Here is a 20,769-nt window from a genome sequence, read left to right on the forward strand (position 1 = left end):
CGGGTAATGCTAAACGGCAAGCCAACGTCGCACTTCAGTGCGGTGACGGCTGCCCGCGCTTCAACCTTTGACTGGTTTTGGAGTTCACGCATATGGCTGCTTTATCGCAATCGAGTCAAACCGGGCAAGACCCGGCCAATCACCCCGTTCCCGCCGACGCACGCATGGGGCGGCTGTCCCTGACCATGGCCTGGTGGGCGGTCTGCAGTGCAATGTTCTACATCGTGGTCGGCGCATCGCTGGCGTTGTCGTACGGCGCCCGCAATGCCCTGATCGGCATGGTGCTGTCGGTGATCAGCTACGGCCTGGTCAACTCGGTGCTCAGTCGCTTCGCCATCCGCAGCGGTTTGTCGGTGGCGTTGTTTTCACGGTTGCTGTTCGGCAGCACCGGGGCGTGCCTGGCGACTTTGATCTTCTTCTCGACGGCCATCTATTACGCAGTATTCGAAGGCTCGGTGATCGCCGTGGCGCTCAATCACCTGTATCCGCAGCTGGTCTTCCCGCTGGCCGCGTTGCTGGTGGTGCTGTACAGCGTGCCGATGATCCTGGGCAGCGTGCAGCACTGGCTGGACAAGCTCAACGGCGTGTTGCTGCCGGTGTACCTGGGTGGCTTGCTGGTGGCGGTGGGGCTGTCGATCAGTCGTTATGGCTACCAGCCGCAATGGCTGGATTTCGGCCCGGCAACCCCTAGTGCCTTCGGTTGGTGGGATTGCTTTGTTGCGTACATGGGCATCTGGGTGTTGATGCTGTTCACCTTCGACTACGCCCGTTTCGGCAAGCCTAAAGACGCCGAGTATCACGGCCGCTGGAACTTCGGCATGCCGTTCTACGCGGTGACGTTTCTACTTAACGGCGCGGCGGGCATCTACCTGGTCAGCAGCATTCCCCACGAAGGCGCGCTGAACGAAGTCTCGGTGGTGATGGCAATTTTACAGTTGATGGGCTTGTGGGGGTTGCTGTTTGTCTGGGCCACGCAAACCCGGATCAACACGGCCAATTACTATCTGGCGACGATGAACATGCAGGCATTCTTTGCCCGCTTTGGCATCCGCGGTTCGTACTTGATGTGGGCGCTGACGGTTGGGGTGATCGTGTACGGCCTGATGCTCGCGGACGTGTTTACTTACTTACTTAAAGCGTTGGCCTATCAGGGGATTTTCGTGGTGGCCTGGGTGGGTGTGGCGTTGGCGCAGATTCTTTACGGACGCAGTGAAGTGGCGGCGCTCGAACGGGTGAAAGCGTTCAATTCGGCGGGCTTGAGCGCCTGGTTTGGCGCCACCGCATTGGGACTGGCACTGATGTTCTCCGGCCCTGGCCTGAGCAGCTTTTCCGCACCCTCGACTGTGATCGTTGCATTTGCATTGCAGGCAGGCTTGTCCCATCGAAGCCGGTTACGGTTGAAGTCGGCAGAGTAGGATTTTGCAGTAATACCTTCCAGACCAACCGGCTCCAACAATGGAAGGCGGGCATTGGAAGGCTGATCCGACCTCAAGCCAAATGACTCTATAACCCTTTACTCATGTCGCAGCGTTCGCTGCGGCCCGGGCTGCTGTTCCCAACAATAATCAGAAAATCGGGAGTATCACTGTGCGCACAACCACCCCTCGTGCTATCCGTTCCATTGCTCTAATTCCGCTGCTCGGCGCTTTTGCGGCACCGGCCATGGCGGTTCAGGTGACCGACAACCTTGACCTCGGCGGCGCGGTCCGTGCGCGCTGGGATTATGACCCGGATCGTGACATCCAGAAGTTCAACTTCGACACCGCGTTTCTCAGCGCCAAGTTTAATTCTGACACCTGGATCGGAGCGGCCAAATATCGCTTCTATGGGCGGGCCTATCCTTATCAGTACACAAAGAATGTCGGTGACATCCAGTTCGCCGAATCGGCGTGGATCGGCTACAAGTTCAACCCCGACCAGCAGGTCCAGGTCGGCCTGAATCAGGTGCCGTTCGGTTTGCAGCCATACTTCGGCAGCACCTTCTTCGAGACCCTCGGCAACGTCGTGGGCTTGGAAGACCTGTCAGAAATCGGTGCCAAGTACATTCAGCAAAGTGGCGACTGGAACATCCAGGCCGGCTACTACCTGCGCCCTGCATGGCAGGGTAAAGGCACCAGCAAGGGTGATACTTACTCCAGCGTGGTGTCTGAAGCCGACAGCTACGTCGCCGATGGCAGCAACAACCAGGAGCGCAATACGGTGGTGCTGCGGGTGGCCAAGGCGCTGGACCTGGGGCCGTGGAAATCCGAAGTCGGGATCTCCGGCCTGACCTCGACCCTGGAGAACCAGGACACCAACAACGACGGCCGGCGCAATGCCGTGGCCGTGCACTACATCGGCAAGAACGGTCCATGGGGCGTGCAACTGCAAGCGGCGCGGCAGCAGATGTCCCCGCGCAATCCCGGCACCGATGAACTGGTGACCCTCGGCGGCTTCGACGGCACCTTCAACGTCGCCAGTCGCGGCAACCTTTACGTGGCGGACGTGAGCTACGACGTTGGCGGCAAGTACCTGTTCGATCAGATCAGCGGCGTGAAGCTGTACGCCAACTACAGCGCCTTCGACAAATCCGACGACGACTTCAAGACCTCGCAGCGGATGATTTTCGGCACATCGTTCTCCGTCAGCAAACTGTGGATCGCCACGGAGTGGCTATACGGTAAGAACGATCCGTACATCGGTGGCAGCAGCTACACCCAGAGTCTGGGGGCAGGTGGCAGCAACCAGTGGGAAAACCAGTTGTACATGAACATTGGGTATTACTTCTAAACCCTGAAAAGATCGCAGCCTTCGGCAGCCTCAGGCGTACGCGTTCCAACGTAGGAACAGCCATAGGCTGCGATCGTTTTGTTTTACCTTGCCCCTTATCAATGTGCCCGTAACGTTTATTGAGTCTCATACCATGCCCCCTTTTCCATTCTTGCGTCGTGACCGTTTTGCCCTTCAGCAGTTAATAGCTGCTATCAGGAGCGGGAAGGTACCTCAGGTCAACGGTTGCAAAGAGGCCCCATCAATCCTTGATGCCTGGGAGTTTCTCGAATCATCAAATCGTGAGTACCAATCGCGCATTAGCCAACTTGAATACGAGCTTGAAGCTGCTCGTGAATTACTTCGCGAGTCAACAGCTTCTGCCTTAGCCCATGAAATCAGATTCGACTTAGTGAATCGGGCTGCTAGTGAGGGCCTTTGGGACATGGATGTTGTTGCTGGCGACCCCGTTAATCCGAAGAACAGCTTTTGGTGGTCGTCGCAATTTCGAAACCTTTTGGGGTTTAGTGACGAACGTGATTTCCCAAATGTCTTGGCCAGTTGGGCGGATCGCATTCATCCACAGGACAAGCAGGGTACACTCGACGCCTTTGCTCGTCATCTCAACGACAAGTCCGGGAACACGCCATATAAGATAAGGTACCGGCTCGCAATGAAGAACGGTTCCTATCGATGGTTCCACGCTCAAGGTGAAACACTTCGTGACGAGCGAGGAACTCCGATCCGAGTAGCTGGCTCGCTAAGGGATATTCATGATCAGTTGGAACGTGATCAGGAACACGACGTCATCATCACCAGGTTTGAACTTGCTAGAGAAATGCTCTCCGATGGATTGTGGGATATGGAAGTGATCGCCGGAGATCCTGTGAATACACAAAACCCCTTCTGGTGGTCGCCTCAGTTCCGAAGACTGCTCGGCTTTGAAACTGTTGAAGAGTTTCCAGATGTTTTGGATAGCTGGGTTTCTAGGCTGCATCCGGATGATAAAGACCGAAGCCTCAACGCTTTCGTTGCTCACTTGAATGATAAGTCAGGAAAGACTCCATTCGACATCGAGTATCGGTTGAAGATGAAAAGTGGCGATTATCGTTGGTTCAGGGGTCGCGGTCAGACCCGGCGCGATCCGCTTGGCTCTCCACTTCACGTGGTTGGCGCTCTCGTGGACGTCCATCTGCAGCACGAGCAGAAAGAGTTGAGAGACGCAGAGGTTAGGCATCAGCGGACTTTGGAAACCAACATCGCCCAGTTGTCGCAAATTGTAGGTACGATACAGGGCATCGCAAGTCAGACAAATCTCCTGGCCCTAAATGCGGCTATTGAGGCTGCGCGCGCAGGAGAGGCTGGGCGCGGTTTCGCTGTCGTGGCTGACGAGGTTCGTAAACTCGCAACGCGTACTACGGAGGCTACCGAACAAGCCGCTGGGATGGTAGCTCGCTGAGCACCGATGTTTCTCGCCTTTCCGGCCGCTGCGGGCGAGATGCCCAGTGTTTTCGGCCTTGGTGCCTGCTGTTAAATCTGCAGGTGGCATCCCGCGATGCATACACCCGAACAATCAACGTCTAGTGGCCTGAGCGGTTAATTCAGATCTCAAACGTCAAATACAACCTTAAGCATCAAAACTGGTTGGTCGGGATGCAGCGGCTTCACGAAAGTTGATCAGACTCTGCTGCAAACACAGCAGAAAACCGGCCTCAAAAGCTTCCAGAGAGTCCCCTAGACGATGACGTTTTCGGTTCTGCGCCAGTGCCCACCATAGCGGTAGTGATGAATCGTCAAGCCAGCTCTCCGCACAACGAACGCCGTCCTCAATCATCGGACCAAATTCATCACCCCATGGGATTCGGATACCGGGACAGTCTTCAGCGGAAGGGACAGAGAAATATTCGCAGATCTGTTGATGAACGCGTTGAGCCGGGATACGGGTCAGATATCGGAACGCCTTGTCGAACAACACTGCCGCAGCATCCAACAGACGCAAGCAGACACGCGAAAAGTTCCTTGCCAACAGTGATATCGGCCCCTGGGGGGCAGGCTGGAGCCGATATTGTAACCTAACGTTGCGAATCTTCCTGGTTTCTTATCAGGCGAGGCGCTGGTTCATGCCTCATGGTTTTAGCTCGGGCGTGGGCGCCGTGATAATGTTTAGACACTCCGCAATGCGTGAAGCAGCGGAAATCCAGCTGTAGGGCTGGAAAATCGTGAGGCTGAAAGGGAACGTCATGCCGGTCAGTTGATAAATGACGTTAATAGGGCTGTTGGTATCGGTGTTAGCCAGGGCGATGGAGCTGGACAAGCCCTGGGTCCATAACAAGTAGCCCATGTATCCGGAGGCGATGAGGTAGCCAAAATGAACCTTGGGCAGCCGCTTTGCGACCTGTCGTGCGATCAGTGCGCCGGCTACTAGTCCCAAGCCCCAGGGTTGAAGATCTTCTTGGTGACGACATGACTGTGATAGTTCGCCCAGCCTCGTAGAACCGGGTTGAGCAAACCTATCAAGTTAGCCTGCCGTATTGTTTTGTTGGTCTTGATCAACTCTCGCAGCTTGGCAAGTAGAGCCCCGATGGTCGTCTCACACCAACTTGCCGTTCCACAAGCCTATATAATTGTGCGCGTGCTCACCAGCAAGGCTGGGGCTGAAGTCATAGACCACGGCTTTGAACGCCGAGAGCGGCATGTTGCAGTAGGCAAAGACACAAGCTCTCAGCGTTTTCTGCTTGCCAGGTGCCAGCATCTGCACCGGCGTTCATCGGCGTGGATGACCTGCTGAGCCAGCACCGCTTCACGGCAGACGCCAAACGATCTACACATCAAAGTTGGATCTGGTTCAACTGGGCTTTGATAAAACGCTGGCCAAAAGCACGGGGCACCCCTCTTATGATCGTGCCGACCAGCTCAAACTCTGCCTCTACGGCTAGTTTCGCCGGATTCGCTCATCGCAGCGTCTCAAAGCCGAGTGCCTGCGCAACATCGAAGTGATGTGATTGATTAACCGGCTTAAGCCCGACGTCAAGAACATCGCCGACTTTCGTAAAAACAATAAACTCGCCTTTGAGGCGACGTGCCGGGCCTTCGTCCGGTTTTACCGCAGTGCAAGTGGTGATAGCTCAAACAGCGCGACAAGGGCGATCGGATCTAACAGGCAGATGCAACGACTGTGCTACCTGCCCACTCAAATCTCAATCACTGGCGCTCAGCGCAGCTACGTCTCACACCATGCCAATGAGGAAGCGTTGAGCGAATGGAGCAATAGTGCTGGCCCATCCGCAGATAATGGCCAACCGAAGATCCAACGTTGAGCACCCCTTCGGCAACCTGAATGGGTGTTTGGCGACTCTCGCTTCCTGTTGCGTCAACTGGAGGGAGCGAGAGCGGAAATCGCCTTGGCAGTGAATGCCTACAACCTAAAACGTGCAATTAGTGTAATCGGGGCCCGCCAATTGATGGCGCTAATAGACTGAAGGGCGTTTTCGTTTGTCGTCCGCACAAAAACAAACGCCCCGCACTAGTAGGGGCGTTTGTTGTGCTGGTCTCCAGTGCGTTTTCACACAGTCTGTTCAAGGGATTTTTTTCATTACATGGCTGCCAGCATGACCAGCTGGCTAAGCTTACGAGCTGGTGCTAATAAATGAGATATATTGGATCAGACAGCTAATCCGATAATTACAATTTGCACTAGTATTTGAAGTTTTTATGTCAAATCGATCAAAATTGGTCAGATCGACCATAAAATAAAGCGAAGCGCTATATTTGTTAAGTTTGAGACACGTCCTAATCTAGCATTCAAGCGCCAGGTTCCAAAGGGTACAGTGCGGAGGAATCGCTTCTGTCCAGCATCTTCCCTGCATCGTAGTGAGTCTTTGGAACGTTGGGGTAAGCTACTAGCAGCGGGTCGGCTAAGGCGATCGAAGCGGACGAAATGCTCCCTCAAGATAAGCCCAAAATCAGATAGGTTAGCATTCAAAAACAGTAGGTGGAGTTAATAATGCAATACGTAAGTAGCCGCAATTCTGCTACCAAGGCTGACTTTGAAACGGTTGTACTATCTGGAGTCGCTGAGGATGGTGGATTGTATATGCCAAGTGCTCCACCGGAGTTTAGTGCTCAGGAGATAGCGAATTGGTCGATGCTCACCTATGACGAACTGGCTTTTCGAGTTATAAAGCCATTCGTTGGTCAGACGATCCCAGAAGAGGATCTAAAGCAGCTTCTTAAAGATGCTTATAGTGAATTCGATCATCGCACTATTGCGCCCTTACAACAGGTCGATAGGAATGAATGGGTACTTGAGTTGTTTCACGGGCCGACTCGCTCTTCGAAAGATTTTTCAGCCCAGTTGCAAGTCCGTTTTGTGGAGTACTTCCTTGCAAAACGGAAGCGCCGGGCACTGATTGTAGGGGCGACGAATGGAGACACTGGACTTGCCGCCATTGAAGCTTTTAAGAATAGCCAAAGTTCGGTTGTTGTTGCATTTTTTCCAGAATCGGGTTCTCCAGATGAGCAGATTATGCGATTGCATGCGTCAGACCATCCTAACCTTTATCGCTTCGCAGTAAATGGGAGCTTTGATGACTGTCAAATGATTGTCTCGAAACTGTTTAGAAATTGGCAGTCAAATTACACGGCAGTTAGCTTTAATTCGAGTAATTGGGTTAATGTCATGGCGCAGTTGGTTTTCTACTTCTATGCCACACTTCAACTCAGTGGGGGGCAAAGAACTATTGGGTTCAGTGTTCCGGCATCAAGCTTTTCTGAAGTTTATGCAGGGTACATTGCGCAGAAAATGGGGTTGCCGATCACTCAAATGATTGTTGCTACCAATCGTAATGATGCTTTGCATCAATTGTTTTTGAAAAATCATTATTCCAGAATCAAGTCTGATAGGAGTTTATCTCCTGCAATGGATCTTTCGGTTTTTTCAAATCTGGAACGATTACTATGGGAGCTCTATGGTAAGGATTCCGTTGCTGTGAGTAAGCTGATGGAGGAGTTTGAGGAAAACGGAGAAATGGTCATAGACAATAAGCTATGGCTGCAAGCACGAATGATTATTGACTCTTACTCCGTAAGCGATGAAGAAACCTTAGCGGAGATAAAGAGCATGCATCACGATACTGGCTATATAATTGACCCGCACACGGCGACGGGGGTGCTCGCCGCTAGACTCTATAGACGCAGCATGGTGGCTCCGATGGTCACTCTCGGGGAGGTTTCACCAATAAAGTCGGCTATACTACTTGCTAAGCTTGGCATCGTACCTATACCGAAGGTAACGCCTGTACAGAGTAGCTGCTCACTAAGATTGTATCGAATAAACCCAGACGACGTTGGCACTATAAATCAAGTGCTCAGCAGCATCTGAAAAATAACAAAGTAGATAAGCGGGTGAATAAGTGAAACGAGTTCTTGACTCACTCGATGAACGCATAATCGCAGAGCTGACTCTGAACGGCAGGGCTACCCATGCAGAGCTTGCTATAAAAGTTAACCTATCGAGAAATGCTGTACGCCAACGCATTGAAAGGCTGGAGCGCGACGGCGCGATACAAGGATATACCTTACGTAGACCGGAGGGGCAGACACCATCTTCACTCATAAACGCTGTCATGTTTGTCTATCGCTATGACCGCATGCGTGGGACAGAAGTACTGGAAGCATTGAGAAAAATGCCGGAAGTCCTTCAGTGTGAAGTCATGAGTGGTGAGTATGACTTGATGGTACGTGTCGGTGCTTCCAGCCCAGAGCGCGTACACAAAGTTTGGAACGAAATTTCTGCGATGCCAGGCGTGGAAAACACAATAACTTCTTTCGTTCTGCTGAACGTTATCTAAGGATGTGAATACCCTAAAGAGCCGATGGATCTGGCTCTTTGCGGCTGGCCATTTTGGCGACGGAACAGTCAAAACGCTCAAAAAATAATGCTTTTCGGCATATTTTACTGCCAGCACCTCCGTCCTAAGCTAGGGGCCATAGCTAACCTAACGGATCGGAGATAACAAGAAATGACGGAATACAAAATAGCACTGGTAGGTTTTGGTGGTGTTAACCGGGCTTTGGCTCAACTCATTTCAGAGCGCAATACGTCTTGGAAAGAGAGTCTGGGTTTTACCCTGAAAATTGTCGGTGTCACTGACCTTTTCCTCGGCTCTGTAATCAATCGCGACGGGTTGGACGCTGGTGCGCTGGTGAGCTTGCCAGCAACTAAAGGAGCACTAGCGCAAATCCCAGGTGGTACCGTCGAAGCGTTTAACGAAACGGTCATCAAAAATTCGGGTGCAGACATCATTGCGGAAGCGACTTTTACCAACCCTATCGATGGTGAGCCTGCGACCACCTTCTGTCGCTGGGCACTGGAGGGTGGCAAACATGTCGTAACCACTAACAAAGGGCCAATCGCCATTCATGCTGCCACAATCAAAGAGCTATCGCTTAAGAATAATATGGCCTTTGAGTATGAAGGATCAGTAATGAGCGGTACTCCTGTCATTCGGCTCGCTAAGCAGTCGTTGGCTGGAAGTGAAATCGTAGGCTTCGAAGGCATTCTCAACGGCACCTCTAATTACGTTCTGACGCGTATGGAAAGTGGGCTAGCATTTTCTGAAGCTGTAGCTGAAGCCCAAAAACTGGGATATGCCGAAGCGGATCCTACGGCAGATGTTGAAGGCTACGATGTTCGTTTGAAGGTGGTAATTCTCGCGAACGAACTGCTTGGTGCAAAACTAAGTATTAGTGACGTTAGCTGCGTCGGAATCTCCGGTCTGACTGCCAACGATATTGATGACGCACGTCAAAATAATTCGCACTGGAAACTTATTGGCTCTGCTAAACGCAACGCTGATGGCTCGGTTTCTGGCACCGTTGAGCCGAAGCTTTTGAGCAGCGAACATCCACTAGCTGGAATTTCTGGTGCCACTAACGCAATTTCGTTCAATACCGAGCTCTTGGGTGCAGTCACTGTCTCGGGGCCAGGCGCAGGAAGAATCGAAACAGCGTTTGCACTCCTTTCCGATATCATCAACATTCATACAGCTTACAAGAAATAGGAAGGACTAGAGATGGCTAATTCAAACCTTGCTATTGCAAATGTCTGTGACCAAATTGAAGTATTCAATCCTTTTGATGGAAGCATTATCGGTGCAGTAAAAGAGTTTCACGCAGCAGACGTAAAAATGCTTCTTGAACAGGCCAGAATCGGCGTGCAGATCTGTGCAGCCCTGCCTCGTTATCGTCGTTCGCAAATACTTGAGCTGGCTGCGAAAAATATTGAGCGAGATGCAAAATCGTTTGCCAAGTTGATTACTCAAGAAGCTGGCAAGACAGTTAAACAGGCAGAAAAAGAAGTCAAAAGATGCGTCAACACTCTCAGGCTCTCTGCTGACGAGGCTAGGCGCAACGCTGGTGAGGTGCTGCCTTTTGACGCATACGAAGGTTCCGAATCCCGTCAAGGCTGGTTTTCCAGGGAACCGTTGGGATTGATTGTCGCAATTACACCCTACAACGATCCGCTGAACCTGGTCGCACATAAGCTGGGCCCCGCAATCGCGGGTGGGAATGCCGTGATTCTAAAACCGTCTGAGCTTGCCCCATTATCTGCGATCAAGTTGGTGGATTACTTGTTTGAGGCCGGGCTGCCACAATCGGTGGTCACAGTAGCAACAGGTGGCGCTGAACTGGGGAAAGCACTGGTTGCCTCCCGTGAGGTTCGGATGATCTCTTTTACTGGCGGTTTCGTAACAGGCGAGCACATTGCGCGTGGTGCCGGTTTGAAGAAACTAGCAATGGATCTGGGCGGTAACGCGCCAGTGATCGTATTGGAGGATTGCGATCTTGAGGCAGCAGTCGAATCATGCGTCTCGGGTGCCTTCTGGGCTGCTGGACAAAACTGCATTGGCGCACAGAGGTTGCTGATCCAGGAGACCATTTATGAAGAGTTTCGCGAACGTTTCGTTGCGTTATCTTCGAAACTGGTAGTTGGCAACCCAGCGTTGGAGAGTACAGATGTTGGCCCAATGATCAGTGCTCAAGCCGCGATGAACGCAGAAAAAGTAGTAGGTGAAGCTTTACAGCAGGGTGCAAAACTGTTGTGTGGACATCTTCGGGAAGGTGCCTGTTACGCTGCTACAGTGCTTGAAAATGTAAGTCACAATTCGCTACTGTGGTGTAACGAAGTTTTTGCTCCGGTAGTAGTTTTGGAGCCTGTTACAGGTTTAGATGAAGCCATCGCATTTGCAAATGAGCCAGACTACAGTTTGCATGCAGGAATTTTCACCAACGACCTGAACAAAGCCTTGTCCGCTGCTCGCCGAATTGAGGCGGGTGGAATCATGATTAACGACTCATCCGACTATCGATTTGATGCAATGCCTTTTGGTGGTTTCAAATATGGAAGCTTAGGGCGAGAGGGTGTCCGCTTCGCATATGAAGATATGACGCAACCAAAGGTGATTTGTATAAATAAGCTTAATTGAGCGGGTAAATATAATCTGGTTAGGTCTTTAGCATTGGATATGGTTTGGTCACCCCGTCCAGTGCTTTTTTTATGATCCAAGGAGCAGTTGGTTCTCTTGATGTTGTTATTGCTATAAATATTGAAGCGCCATGGAGCTCACGGATTAGAGTCGTGCTCGGCACTCATGTGTCTGGGCACAAGAAAGCATAAGACTGCCAAGCTGAATTCTAACAAATACAACTATCGTAAGGCGAAGCTATGAAAACTGTAGAAATTGAAGGTGGCGACGAACTTCGACGTGGGCTGAGCAACCGTCATATACAGTTAATATCGATAGGCGGCGCTATCGGGACAGGACTGTTTATGGGTTCCGGAAAGACTATTGGTGTTTCAGGGACTTCGATCATACTGACGTATACGGTTATCGGTTTTTTTCTATTTTTTGTGATGAGAGCTATGGGGGAGTTGCTACTCTCAAATCTAAAATACAACTCGTTCACTGATTTTTGTAGCGACTACATTGGCCCATGGGCAGGTTATTTTATTGGTTGGTCGTATTGGTTGACCTGGGTGGTCGTCGCTATTGCAGACTGCACCGTTATCGGCGGTTACCTTCGCTTTTGGTATCCTGAACTCCCAACCTGGATACCAGCGCTCGGTGTATTAGCCGTCCTACTGTCAATCAATTTGGTTGCAGTTCGACTTTTTGGCGAAATGGAGTTTTGGTTTGCGCTGATTAAAGTTGTCGCAATCGGTGCGTTAATCGTAACCGGCTTTATCATGGTCAGTATATCTTTCGTATCACCCGTCGGTGTTACCGCATCGCTCTCTCACTTGTTAGAAGAAGGTGCTGTATTCCCTCATGGGATAACTGGATTTTTTGCAGGTTTTCAAATTGCAGTATTTTCATTCGCTGGTATTGAGTTGATCGGAACCACTGCTGCAGAAACAAAAAATCCGAAGGTCACCCTGCCTCGTGCGATCAACTCGGTACCCGCGCGAGTCTTGTTCTTCTATGTGCTTTCTCTCACTTGCATTATATCAGTCTCGTCCTGGGGGGAAATTGCCGCAGATAAAAGTCCATTTGTTCAGCTGTTTATACTTGCTGGTCTTCCAGCAGCTGCTGGGATCATAAATCTGGTTGTGATCACGTCAGCTATGTCAGCGGCAAATAGCGGTGTTTTCGCCACAAGCCGTATGCTCTTTAGTCTGTCAGCTAACGGGCGAGGTGCAAAGTTATTCCAGAAGCTTTCCAAGTCTTCAGTGCCTGTCTTCGGTTTGATTTTTTCCTGCCTGTGTATGCTCATCGGTTTAGGCTTATTGTTCATCATCCCTGAAGTGATGACCGCATTCACTATCCTTACTACAATTTCCGCGATCTTGTTTATTTTTGTATGGTCTATGATCGTAGTTGCGTACCTCATCTACCGTAAGCGTAATCCTGAGTTGCACAAAAGCTCTGATTTTAAGATGCCCTGCGGAATTGTCATGAGTTGGTTGTGCCTGTTGTTCTTCGTCTTCATCCTAATCTTATTAGCGCTTGAACCAGATACGGCTCAGGCTCTATCTATAATGCCAATTTGGTTCTTGCTTTTAGCGGGTCTTTACTCTCGAAATCGGCGCAAGTCCGCTAGCTTAAGTGTCGGCTCTGAAGCGATTAATGGGTAAGTTCCTAAGGTTTGCTTGTTTTGAATAGCTTGGTTTGTCGTTTTGATGTATGCGTCCGGCCAAGTCATCTACCCAGCCCCGCAAGGCCAGGACATGGTGTGCACTTAAAATTAAGTGGACACCAGTTCTAGCCTTTTAAGCGGGTATTTCATGCATTCCACAACGCCGTTTCTACTCCAAGTTCTTCAAAGCCCAGGTCATTCAAGAGTGTGTTGAGCCCGGAGCTTCAATTGCCAGCATCGCGCTCAGCCATAGCCTCAACGCAAACTTCGTACACAAATGGATTCGTAGGAAAGTGCAGAAAAGCACGGCGCTGCTACCTGCATTCATTCAGTTACCCATGCAGCTGGCCGTAGCAAATTCGCACGCAGCATCATCAAATATCTGCGTTGAAATCCAGTACCCGCGCGGCGCCGGCAAAGTGAACTGGCCAACCGAAAGTGCTGTTGCCTGCGCGACCTTTCTTCATAAGCGCTCCATGAACCCAACATTTTTTTTTCAGCTTCTTAAGCGGGAACGGATCAAGCGAAAAATCTATAGCACGCGAAAAGATGCTCGTAGCGATATGTTCGTTTACATTGAGATGTTCTACAACGTAAAACGCCGCCATGATTTTAACAATCAGCTTTCACCGATAGAGTTTTAAAAGCTTTACACAATGAGCTTGCAAGGTGTTTAGAGAGTCCGGGGCGATTCATTCTGCATTACTAGGCGAAGATCCGCATGCGTTCGATCATGCGTTTCTTCAATTCGTTAGCTGCAGCGGTAAGAGGACGGCCATGACGCACCATCATGCGCGCCTTTGTAGACTGTAGTAGGTGATTTTCGATAGGTATTGCGATGAGTTCGCCATTAGATATCTCTGTTTGAACGGAAAACTTACCTAATAACGTGAACTCATTACTTTTCTTCACGAACTGTTTAAGTACCGCCAAAGAGTTTGTGGTGAGTCCTGTTTTCAATTTTATATTTTCCGAATATTCCAACATTTGAACCAGTTGCCGAAGGCCGTACGAAGACGGCATTGTAGCCAGTCTGTGATTGACAAGGTCTTTCGCCTTTAGTGGGCGGTTGAGGCTGGCCAATTCATGTGTAGGATGTACAACGACTGATAACGGTCGCGGCGCGGTTGCACAATATTCGATGTCGGGATGAGCCGGAGGATTGTAAGCAAGCCCGATATGAGCGCGTCCATCGATTACATCACTCACAACGCTGTTAACGGGAAGAATATCGACCCACACGTCCAAGCGTGGGTAATCGGTAGAAAAATCACTCACCACATCGCCTATAAGGCTCTCGATGTAACCCTCACTCGCAGCGATTCTCACACCGCCGTGCTCGAGACCCTGCAATGCTTGGATCTTCATCTCGAATTGCTCTTGCTCGCCTTGGCAGGCCTGCCAGTACTCCAGCAAGTGCTGCGCCGCGTCAGTCGGAACGACACCTCGTGCCACGCGTTCGAACAATGCTGCTCCGACCTCACTCTCCAGGAGCTTGATCTGCCGCGTGATGACGGACGCTGCGGTGTTCAAGCTGTCCGCTGCGCCACGAATCGATCCCTGTGTCAGGACTTCATAGAAATAACGCAAACGTCGCTGATTGATCTCACGCATTTTCAACCTCGTGTTGCCTTCTGGGCAACGGTCTCGGCTCGCAGTTGCTCTTGCTGGTAAGGGCATTGGGAAACATGATGGAAGCATCCCGAGCACGATCGGGCACAACAACAATTAGTATTTTCCGGCAGTCGATCATTGCTGGAGAACATACGGGAATAGCTTCATGACAATTCTCTCCGATGCCAAAATAGCGGTAGGCAATATACCCTCTGAACAGCTTTACCGTAAGGTTAGCTGGCGAATCATCCCTCTTTTGATGGCTTGCTACTTCTTTGCATGCCTAGACAGACAAAATATTAGTTTTGCTAAGCTTCAAATGCAAGTTGATCTATCCATCTCGGATGCTGTTTACGGTCTGGGGGCGGGAATATTTTTTATCGGTTACGTACTGTTTGAGATTCCTAGCAATTTACTGTTACCCAGAGTTGGCGCAAGAAAAACAATTGCTCGAATACTCATACTGTGGGGGTTGACCTCTGCGGCAATGATGTTTGTAAACAGCATTGGAATGTTCTACTGCTTGCGTTTTTTGCTTGGCGTCTTCGAAGCAGGCTTTGCTCCTGGCATGATTTTCTATCTCACCTACTGGTATGGTGAGGCTCGTATGGCACGAGCCTTGGCACTTGTTCTCATGGCCGGCCCGATTTCAGGCGTACTCGGAGGGCCTTTGTCTGCTTTGCTGATGACTGCTTGCGATGGAATGATGGGCCTCAGCGGGTGGCAGTGGATGTTCTTCTATGAAGGTATTCCTTGCGTATTCTTGGGCTTCGTAGTTTGGAATGTACTTGCTGATCGCCCCGATACTGCCAAATGGCTTTCCCCAAGCGAGAAAGATTTGCTTGAAACTCATACTCGCCAGCCAGGGGCGAAGCATCACTCATTTAAACACGTACTTGGTGATCCACGAATCTATGTAATGGCAGGCGCCTACTTCTGTCTTATCTGTGGTATCTACACTGTCAACTTCTGGCTGCCAAGTATTTTGAAAGAAAATGGTGTCTCTAATACCATGCACATCGGTCTGCTGACCAGCATTCCTTACTTGGGCGCGATCGCGAGCATGTTCTTGGTCGGTAAAAGCTCCGATAAGCATCAAGAGCGGCGATGGCATAGCGCAGTGCCTGCCGTAGTAGCGGCAATTTGCTTGGGTGTGGCGACCTATTTATCTAGCAGCATCGTCGCGTCAGTACTCTTCATGATTGTTGCGACGATGATGATGTACGCAGCATACACAGTATTCTGGTCTATCCCGTCCAAATACCTAAAAGGGGATGTGGCGGCTGGTGGAATCGCACTGGTTAATACCATCGGTTTGTTGGGCGGCTTTTTCAGCCCGACGATTATAGGGTGGGCAACTTCAGTGACTGGAAGCCTTCATGCTGGGCTTTACGTGATGGTCGGACTGTTAGCTGTTGGAGCACTTTTGCTCTCTCTGATTAAGCTCCCATCCCTAAGCAAGTGATTGCTTAGTGGCAGCGCACCACTCTTGGTGTAAGTAAGGTGGCGCTCAATGCGATCGCTACTTTCACCTTATTGTATATACCGCTCAAAGATTTTATCTGTGGAGGTCACATGACTACTAGTGCAGCTGAGCCTAAGAAAGTTTTAGTGGCCGGGTTTCAACATGAGACGAATACCTTCGCGCCTTCTAAAGCTGCATTTCTGAATTTTGAGCGGGGAGAGGGTCACCCTGCGTTACCGCGCGGTGAAGAGTTTCTTGCGCTTCGTGATGTAAATATTCCTGCAGGAGGTTTCATCAAGTCCGCCGAGGAGCGAGGCTGGACGGTAATACCCGTAGTGTGGGCTGGAGCAAGCCCATCGGCTCATGTCACTGAGGATGCATTCGAGCGCATTGCAAACGAAATCTTAGAGGCTGTATCGCTCGGCGGATTTGATGCTGTGTACCTAGATTTGCATGGCGCAATGGTCACTGAGCATTTCGACGATGGGGAAGGGGAGCTTCTCGCCAGAATCCGCAAGGTAGTGGGCGCTTGTATTCCGGTCGTTGCATCTCTAGACCTCCATGCCAACGTCACCGAACAGATGCTTGAGTCCGCAAATGCGCTTGTTGCATTCAGAACCTATCCACACGTTGATATGGCCGAAACTGGTGAGCGATGCGCTGACCTTTTGGAAAAGCTTTTTTCCAAGGCTGAGTGCGATTTGACCGTGTGCCGCCTTCCTTTCCTGATTCCGATCAATAGTATGTGCACGCTGCTTGATCCGGCGAAATCTATGTACGAGCGGGTGGCACACTATGAGTCAGGACAGGTGCATTCAGTCTCCTTCGCGGCAGGTTTTCCTGCAGCGGACTTCTGTGAATGTGGGCCCGTTATCTGGGGGTATGGTAGGCAAGCATCGAGCGCTGTGGAGGCATTGTATGCCGAGATGCTCATGAATGAAGCTCACTGGCAGGTTCCGTTTATGGAGCCCGAGGAAGCAGTCCTGGAGGCTATGCGTATTCTTGACGTTGGAGGTGGGGACGGGCCTGTGGTCATTGCTGACACTCAGGACAATCCCGGGGCTGGTGCTGATTCAAATACAGCGGGGATGTTGCGTGCGCTGATAAGCGCAGGAGCAAAAAATGCAGCCATCGGTCTGATGTACGAGCCGGATATTGCGATGCAAGCCCACCAAGCAGGGGTGGGGGCCAAGCTGGAGTTGTCATTCGGAGGGAAAAGCGGAGTGCAAGGTGATGATGCCTTGACCGGATTGTTTGAGGTCGTATCACTCTCAGATGGCGCATGCCGCTACGATGGCCCGATGAAGCATGGAATGATCGCTCAATTAGGCCCTGTCGCGGCGCTGCGAATTGGCGAAATCACTGTCGTAGTGAGCTCTACAAAAGCTCAGATGCTGGAGCGAAACCTCTACAGGATTGCGGGTGTGCAGCCAGAATCAATGGATATTTTGGTCAACAAAAGCTCAGTGCATTTCCGGGCTGACTTCCAAGGGATCGCACGAGCGGTATTAGTGGCTAAGGCCCCTGGGCCAATGTTGGCGGATCCCGCTGACTTGCCTTGGAAAAATCTCAAGCCTGGAATGAGGCTGAAGCCATGCGGCCCTGAATTTGTGCCTAGTATCCTAAAAACTCGCCTCACTTGTGCGCTTGAGTGAGAGCCCATGCCAACAACGTGTTCGTGAGTTGGAAGGGCTAGGGGGCATTCGCGGTTATCCTGTTGTTATCGAGTCGTAGAGCTGGCTCAGGCGCTGAACCGTCGGGGCAATCTGGCATCGTTGATGCCTCCGTACCCCAGCACCAGAAGTTCATCATCGACGGTTGCATAAAGCTGGTAAGAGCCTCTCAGGGTTAGGCACAAATTCTGGTGCACGACGAATCATTTCCCGGACGATGCCTTTAGGAATAACGGTGACTGCGATGTGGAGGCCTGCTGTACATCGCCGACGAAGTCCAATCCGGCTTCGGGCGCACTGGCTCCCATCTTCGGGGCTTCCAGCGCAACGGCGTCGATCCCGATATCGTGACCATGGGTAATGGTCAGCCGATCGCCGCCGCGGTCATGCGCTCTGATGTCGTCGAAGAGTTCGGCCGTACCGCTCGCTACCTCAATACCTTCGGTAACAACCCAGTGTCCTGTGCTGCGGCTAATCGCGGGGAATGCGATGGCACAAAGCGTCACCGTTATCTCGTACGGCGGGGCGAGTAAGGATGCTCAGATCACGGCTGTCTACACGCCGTTCGAGAAGGAAGCCAGTACGGAAGTGATCGCCGGTGAGTGGAACGGTGAGATGGCCAAGGTGAAAGCCATGTAACCGAGCTTTTTTGTTCCAGCAGATGAGAAGCTGCCAAGTGACGATCCCGCCTCGGGGGGGCTGCAATGAGATCAACAGACTGTCCAGCTTCTAGGAGCTGTCTCGCGTGGGGCAGCATGGCTGTCGTGCAGCCGGGAGTGTTAGCATCGCTTCTGGGGGAGGTTGAATCGCAGAAGGTCGACACGATCATTGGCAGCGATACACTTGGATGTTTAGATACCAGCTGGCTTGGGTGAAGCTTTCTTCGATGGAGATGGCGATGTTTGATATTTCGGCTGTCGTAACGGTGTTAACGGTTTCTGCAGTAGGTGTGATGATTCCTGGCCCGAGTTTCGTTGCCGTTGTTCATAAGGCTGTGTCGGGCTGCCGTACTGATGCAATCGCATTCGTAATGGGCATCGTCGCGGTCAACCTGATTTGGGCCACTTGTGCGATTTTCGGCATCGGCATGGTGTTCAAGCTCTTCCCATGGCTCGCAGCGGCAGTAAAGATCGCCGGCGGCGCCTACCTGGTATGGTTTGGATTGAGGCTCATCATTGCTTCGCGTACCGCGGGTGCTAAACCACAGATGAAGCCTAAATCAACCGGCCTTCGTGCTGCCTTTTTTCAAGGTGCCGCCATGAATACCATGAACCCAAAATCTATAGCATTCTTCGCCGCTATATTTTCCTCAGCGGCACCTGCGCATGTATCGACGGCTACTTTTTTGGCGATGCTTGCGGCAGTCGGCGCCACGGCTCTGTGCTGGTACGGACTGGTCGCGCTCGTCCTGTCGCATGCGGCCATTGCCAAGGCCTACCAAAACGCCAAGAGAACTGTCGACCGCATTTGTGGTGTGCTTCTTATCGGACTTGGCGTACGCCAGATCACCCGTTGAGCGAAGGGCTCGAGCGCTGTGGTTCAGCGCATCGGTGAGTGCTGTTCCCTTGGCGCCGATTCAACCCGAGTCTGGGGCTTGGTTGGATCTACTGGTTACACCATTCCGTCAGTAGAACTCCCATCCACGGTAAAGCATTGATGTGGGAAGAGGTCGGGTAGGGGAGCAGAGAACCACCGCAGTATTGGCAATCTCCTGTGATTCAACCAGTCGACCTTATGACTACTTGGCGACGTACTCCTCCCAAACGACCAGCATCCCCAAGCTCTTTCGCCACACGTGCTTGGGGTTGAGAGATTTTACGTTCGGTCTTGGTAGCACCTGGGTGCAGACCGACAACACGCACGTCATGCTCGATCCCTTCTAAACTTGGAGGTGCAAGTCCTCTACTACCACTGCCCTGGGAGAGAGTTTGAGTCGTCCTGCCCAAAAAAGAATTCTTAGATTGCCAGACGCTCATTATAAGTACACAATCAAGTCCATCGTTGATTCGAAAATTTTTAAAAATTTAGAGCGTTCAATGAGTTAGAGGATGAGTCATGATCCCGTCCGCTGCGCCATATCCGCCTCGAGGCCCTTGAACTCCTCGAAGCAAACGAAGAAAGCGACCTTAGGGTCGCTTTTTTCGTTTCTGGAATTCTGTTTTTCCTTGAAGGCCTAATCGCTGGCAAGCCAGCACCCACAGGTTACGCGATTCCTGTGGGAGCTGGCTTGCCAGCGATAGGGTCCTCCAGTCATGCCTGTCGGCAGATGCGACTAATTATTTCTACATGCCATCCGTTCTTCTGGGAGACAAGCCCGGCCGCTGTCATGGCCGGGGCGTGCACCTACAGGAAAACGAAAAATGGGCATCGAACGCGACGCATCCGGCCTGACCCTGTTCTGCCTGCCTTATTCCGGCGCCAGCGCCACCTGCTACAGCCCGTGGAAGCACAAGTTGCCGTCCTGGCTGAGCGTGCGCCCACTGGAACTGCCCGGTCGCGGCATGCGCATGGACGAACCGCTGCACACCGATATGGCCGCCCTGGCCAAACTGCTCGCCGACGAAATCGCCGTCGAGCTGGACCGCCCCTACGCCCTGTTCGGCCATAGCCTCGGCGGCCTGCTGGCCTTCGAACTGGCTCATGTCCTGCGCGAACGTGGCCTGCCGGCGCCACTGGCGCTGTTCGCCTCCGCCACCGCCGGCCCGGCCCATCGCGATGTCAGCGAATACGCCATCGAAAAGACCGACGCCGAACTGATCGCCCGCCTGCGCGAACTCGGTGGCACCAGCGAAGGCGTGCTGGCCAACCAGGAGCTGCTGGAACTGATCCTGCCGATCCTGCGTGCCGACTTCCTCCTCTGCGGCAGCTTCGTCCACGGCCAGCGCCAGCCCCTCGACCTGCCGATCCACGTGTTCGGCGGCAAGCGCGACACGGTCAAGGTCGAGGAGCTGCTCGACTGGCAGGAAGACACCCGCACCGGTTTCTCCCTCGACATGTTCGAAGGCCATCACTTCTACCTGATCGACGAGCAGGCCCAACTGCTCCGCCAGATCCGTCGCTATGCCGAAGAACACCTGGCCCGCTGGCGCAACCGTGCCGCGCGCCAGCCCGCCAAGGCCGCCGGCTAAGTCA

General features: G+C 51.9%; 16 protein-coding genes and 6 pseudogenes. 17 read left to right on the forward strand and 5 right to left on the reverse strand.

Annotation, left to right across the window (positions count from 1 at the left end; translation table 11 throughout):
- Nucleotides 1–92: 92 nt before the first annotated feature.
- From ACODSK_RS10615 to ACODSK_RS10630, 4 genes and pseudogenes are all read left to right on the forward strand, one after another.
- Nucleotides 93–1,415, forward strand: coding sequence for a purine-cytosine permease family protein (locus ACODSK_RS10615; RefSeq protein WP_012723253.1), 1,323 nt, complete (start codon nucleotides 93–95; stop codon nucleotides 1,413–1,415).
- Between the two features lie 172 nt (nucleotides 1,416–1,587).
- Nucleotides 1,588–2,769 carry a hypothetical protein gene (locus tag ACODSK_RS10620; RefSeq protein ID WP_012723254.1) on the forward strand — a complete coding sequence of 394 codons (1,182 nt, stop codon included), beginning with the start codon at nucleotides 1,588–1,590 and terminating at the stop codon, nucleotides 2,767–2,769.
- 424 nt (nucleotides 2,770–3,193) lie between these two features.
- A pseudogene (locus tag ACODSK_RS10625) lies at nucleotides 3,194–3,913 on the forward strand (PAS domain-containing protein); the annotation flags it as partial.
- Between the two features lie 15 nt (nucleotides 3,914–3,928).
- A pseudogene (locus ACODSK_RS10630) lies at nucleotides 3,929–4,198 on the forward strand (methyl-accepting chemotaxis protein); the annotation flags it as partial.
- Between the two features lie 177 nt (nucleotides 4,199–4,375).
- Here ACODSK_RS10630 and ACODSK_RS10635 read toward each other — a convergent pair.
- The 4 genes and pseudogenes from ACODSK_RS10635 to ACODSK_RS10650 all read right to left on the reverse strand — a co-directional run.
- Nucleotides 4,376–4,747 (reverse strand): LasR-specific antiactivator QslA, encoded by a 372-nt coding sequence (locus ACODSK_RS10635; RefSeq protein WP_191625405.1) that lies wholly within the window; start codon nucleotides 4,745–4,747, stop codon nucleotides 4,376–4,378.
- A 126-nt stretch (nucleotides 4,748–4,873) separates the two neighbouring features.
- The gene (locus tag ACODSK_RS10640) at nucleotides 4,874–5,179 is read right to left on the reverse strand and encodes a TIGR00366 family protein (protein ID WP_043205095.1); all 306 of its coding nucleotides are present in this window, start codon (nucleotides 5,177–5,179) and stop codon (nucleotides 4,874–4,876) included.
- Nucleotides 5,170–5,331, reverse strand: a complete 162-nt coding sequence (locus tag ACODSK_RS10645) for a group II intron maturase-specific domain-containing protein (RefSeq protein WP_224794393.1) — start codon at nucleotides 5,329–5,331, stop codon at nucleotides 5,170–5,172. Before ACODSK_RS10645 ends, ACODSK_RS10640 begins: the two co-directional genes overlap by 10 nt.
- Nucleotides 5,332–5,341: 10 nt before the next feature.
- Nucleotides 5,342–5,553 (reverse strand): annotated as a pseudogene (locus ACODSK_RS10650) (IS66 family transposase); the annotation flags it as partial.
- Between the two features lie 14 nt (nucleotides 5,554–5,567).
- Here ACODSK_RS10650 and ACODSK_RS10655 point away from each other — a divergent pair.
- The 7 genes and pseudogenes from ACODSK_RS10655 to ACODSK_RS10685 all read left to right on the forward strand — a co-directional run.
- A pseudogene (locus ACODSK_RS10655) lies at nucleotides 5,568–6,227 on the forward strand (transposase); the annotation flags it as partial.
- A 524-nt stretch (nucleotides 6,228–6,751) separates the two neighbouring features.
- The gene (thrC, locus tag ACODSK_RS10660; RefSeq protein ID WP_012723258.1) at nucleotides 6,752–8,128 is read left to right on the forward strand and encodes a threonine synthase; all 1,377 of its coding nucleotides are present in this window, start codon (nucleotides 6,752–6,754) and stop codon (nucleotides 8,126–8,128) included.
- Nucleotides 8,129–8,159: 31 nt separating this feature from the next.
- Nucleotides 8,160–8,597 (forward strand): Lrp/AsnC family transcriptional regulator, encoded by a 438-nt coding sequence (locus ACODSK_RS10665; RefSeq protein ID WP_012723259.1) that lies wholly within the window; start codon nucleotides 8,160–8,162, stop codon nucleotides 8,595–8,597.
- A gap of 171 nt (nucleotides 8,598–8,768) precedes the next feature.
- Nucleotides 8,769–9,809: a homoserine dehydrogenase gene (locus ACODSK_RS10670; RefSeq protein ID WP_012723260.1), complete on the forward strand. Its 1,041-nt coding sequence runs from the start codon at nucleotides 8,769–8,771 to the stop codon at nucleotides 9,807–9,809.
- Between the two features lie 12 nt (nucleotides 9,810–9,821).
- The gene (locus ACODSK_RS10675; protein ID WP_489015855.1) at nucleotides 9,822–11,234 is read left to right on the forward strand and encodes an aldehyde dehydrogenase family protein; all 1,413 of its coding nucleotides are present in this window, start codon (nucleotides 9,822–9,824) and stop codon (nucleotides 11,232–11,234) included.
- A gap of 239 nt (nucleotides 11,235–11,473) precedes the next feature.
- Nucleotides 11,474–12,883, forward strand: a complete 1,410-nt coding sequence (locus ACODSK_RS10680) for an amino acid permease (RefSeq protein WP_012723262.1) — start codon at nucleotides 11,474–11,476, stop codon at nucleotides 12,881–12,883.
- 493 nt (nucleotides 12,884–13,376) lie between these two features.
- Nucleotides 13,377–13,529 (forward strand): annotated as a pseudogene (locus ACODSK_RS10685) (IS3 family transposase); the annotation flags it as partial.
- 61 nt (nucleotides 13,530–13,590) lie between these two features.
- Here the strand turns inward: ACODSK_RS10685 and ACODSK_RS10690 are convergent.
- Nucleotides 13,591–14,499: a LysR family transcriptional regulator gene (locus ACODSK_RS10690; RefSeq protein WP_043205098.1), complete on the reverse strand. Its 909-nt coding sequence runs from the start codon at nucleotides 14,497–14,499 to the stop codon at nucleotides 13,591–13,593.
- Between the two features lie 166 nt (nucleotides 14,500–14,665).
- Here ACODSK_RS10690 and ACODSK_RS10695 point away from each other — a divergent pair, with 166 nt between their 5' ends.
- From ACODSK_RS10695 to ACODSK_RS10720, 6 genes and pseudogenes are all read left to right on the forward strand, one after another.
- Nucleotides 14,666–15,964, forward strand: a complete 1,299-nt coding sequence (locus tag ACODSK_RS10695; protein WP_012723264.1) for an MFS transporter — start codon at nucleotides 14,666–14,668, stop codon at nucleotides 15,962–15,964.
- Between the two features lie 110 nt (nucleotides 15,965–16,074).
- Complete coding sequence (locus tag ACODSK_RS10700) at nucleotides 16,075–17,619, forward strand: M81 family metallopeptidase (protein WP_052308643.1); 1,545 nt, start codon at nucleotides 16,075–16,077, stop codon at nucleotides 17,617–17,619.
- A gap of 269 nt (nucleotides 17,620–17,888) precedes the next feature.
- A pseudogene (locus ACODSK_RS10705) lies at nucleotides 17,889–18,107 on the forward strand (aminotransferase class III-fold pyridoxal phosphate-dependent enzyme); the annotation flags it as partial.
- Nucleotides 18,108–18,126: 19 nt separating this feature from the next.
- Nucleotides 18,127–18,276 (forward strand): hypothetical protein, encoded by a 150-nt coding sequence (locus ACODSK_RS10710; protein ID WP_158309469.1) that lies wholly within the window; start codon nucleotides 18,127–18,129, stop codon nucleotides 18,274–18,276.
- A gap of 259 nt (nucleotides 18,277–18,535) precedes the next feature.
- The gene (locus ACODSK_RS10715; protein WP_489015856.1) at nucleotides 18,536–19,153 is read left to right on the forward strand and encodes a LysE family translocator; all 618 of its coding nucleotides are present in this window, start codon (nucleotides 18,536–18,538) and stop codon (nucleotides 19,151–19,153) included.
- Nucleotides 19,154–19,997: 844 nt separating this feature from the next.
- Entirely contained in the window at nucleotides 19,998–20,765 is a 768-nt protein-coding gene (locus ACODSK_RS10720; protein WP_489015857.1) for a thioesterase II family protein, read from the forward strand.
- Nucleotides 20,766–20,769 lie beyond the last annotated feature (4 nt).

The organism is Pseudomonas sp. FG98 (genome assembly GCF_057808595.1).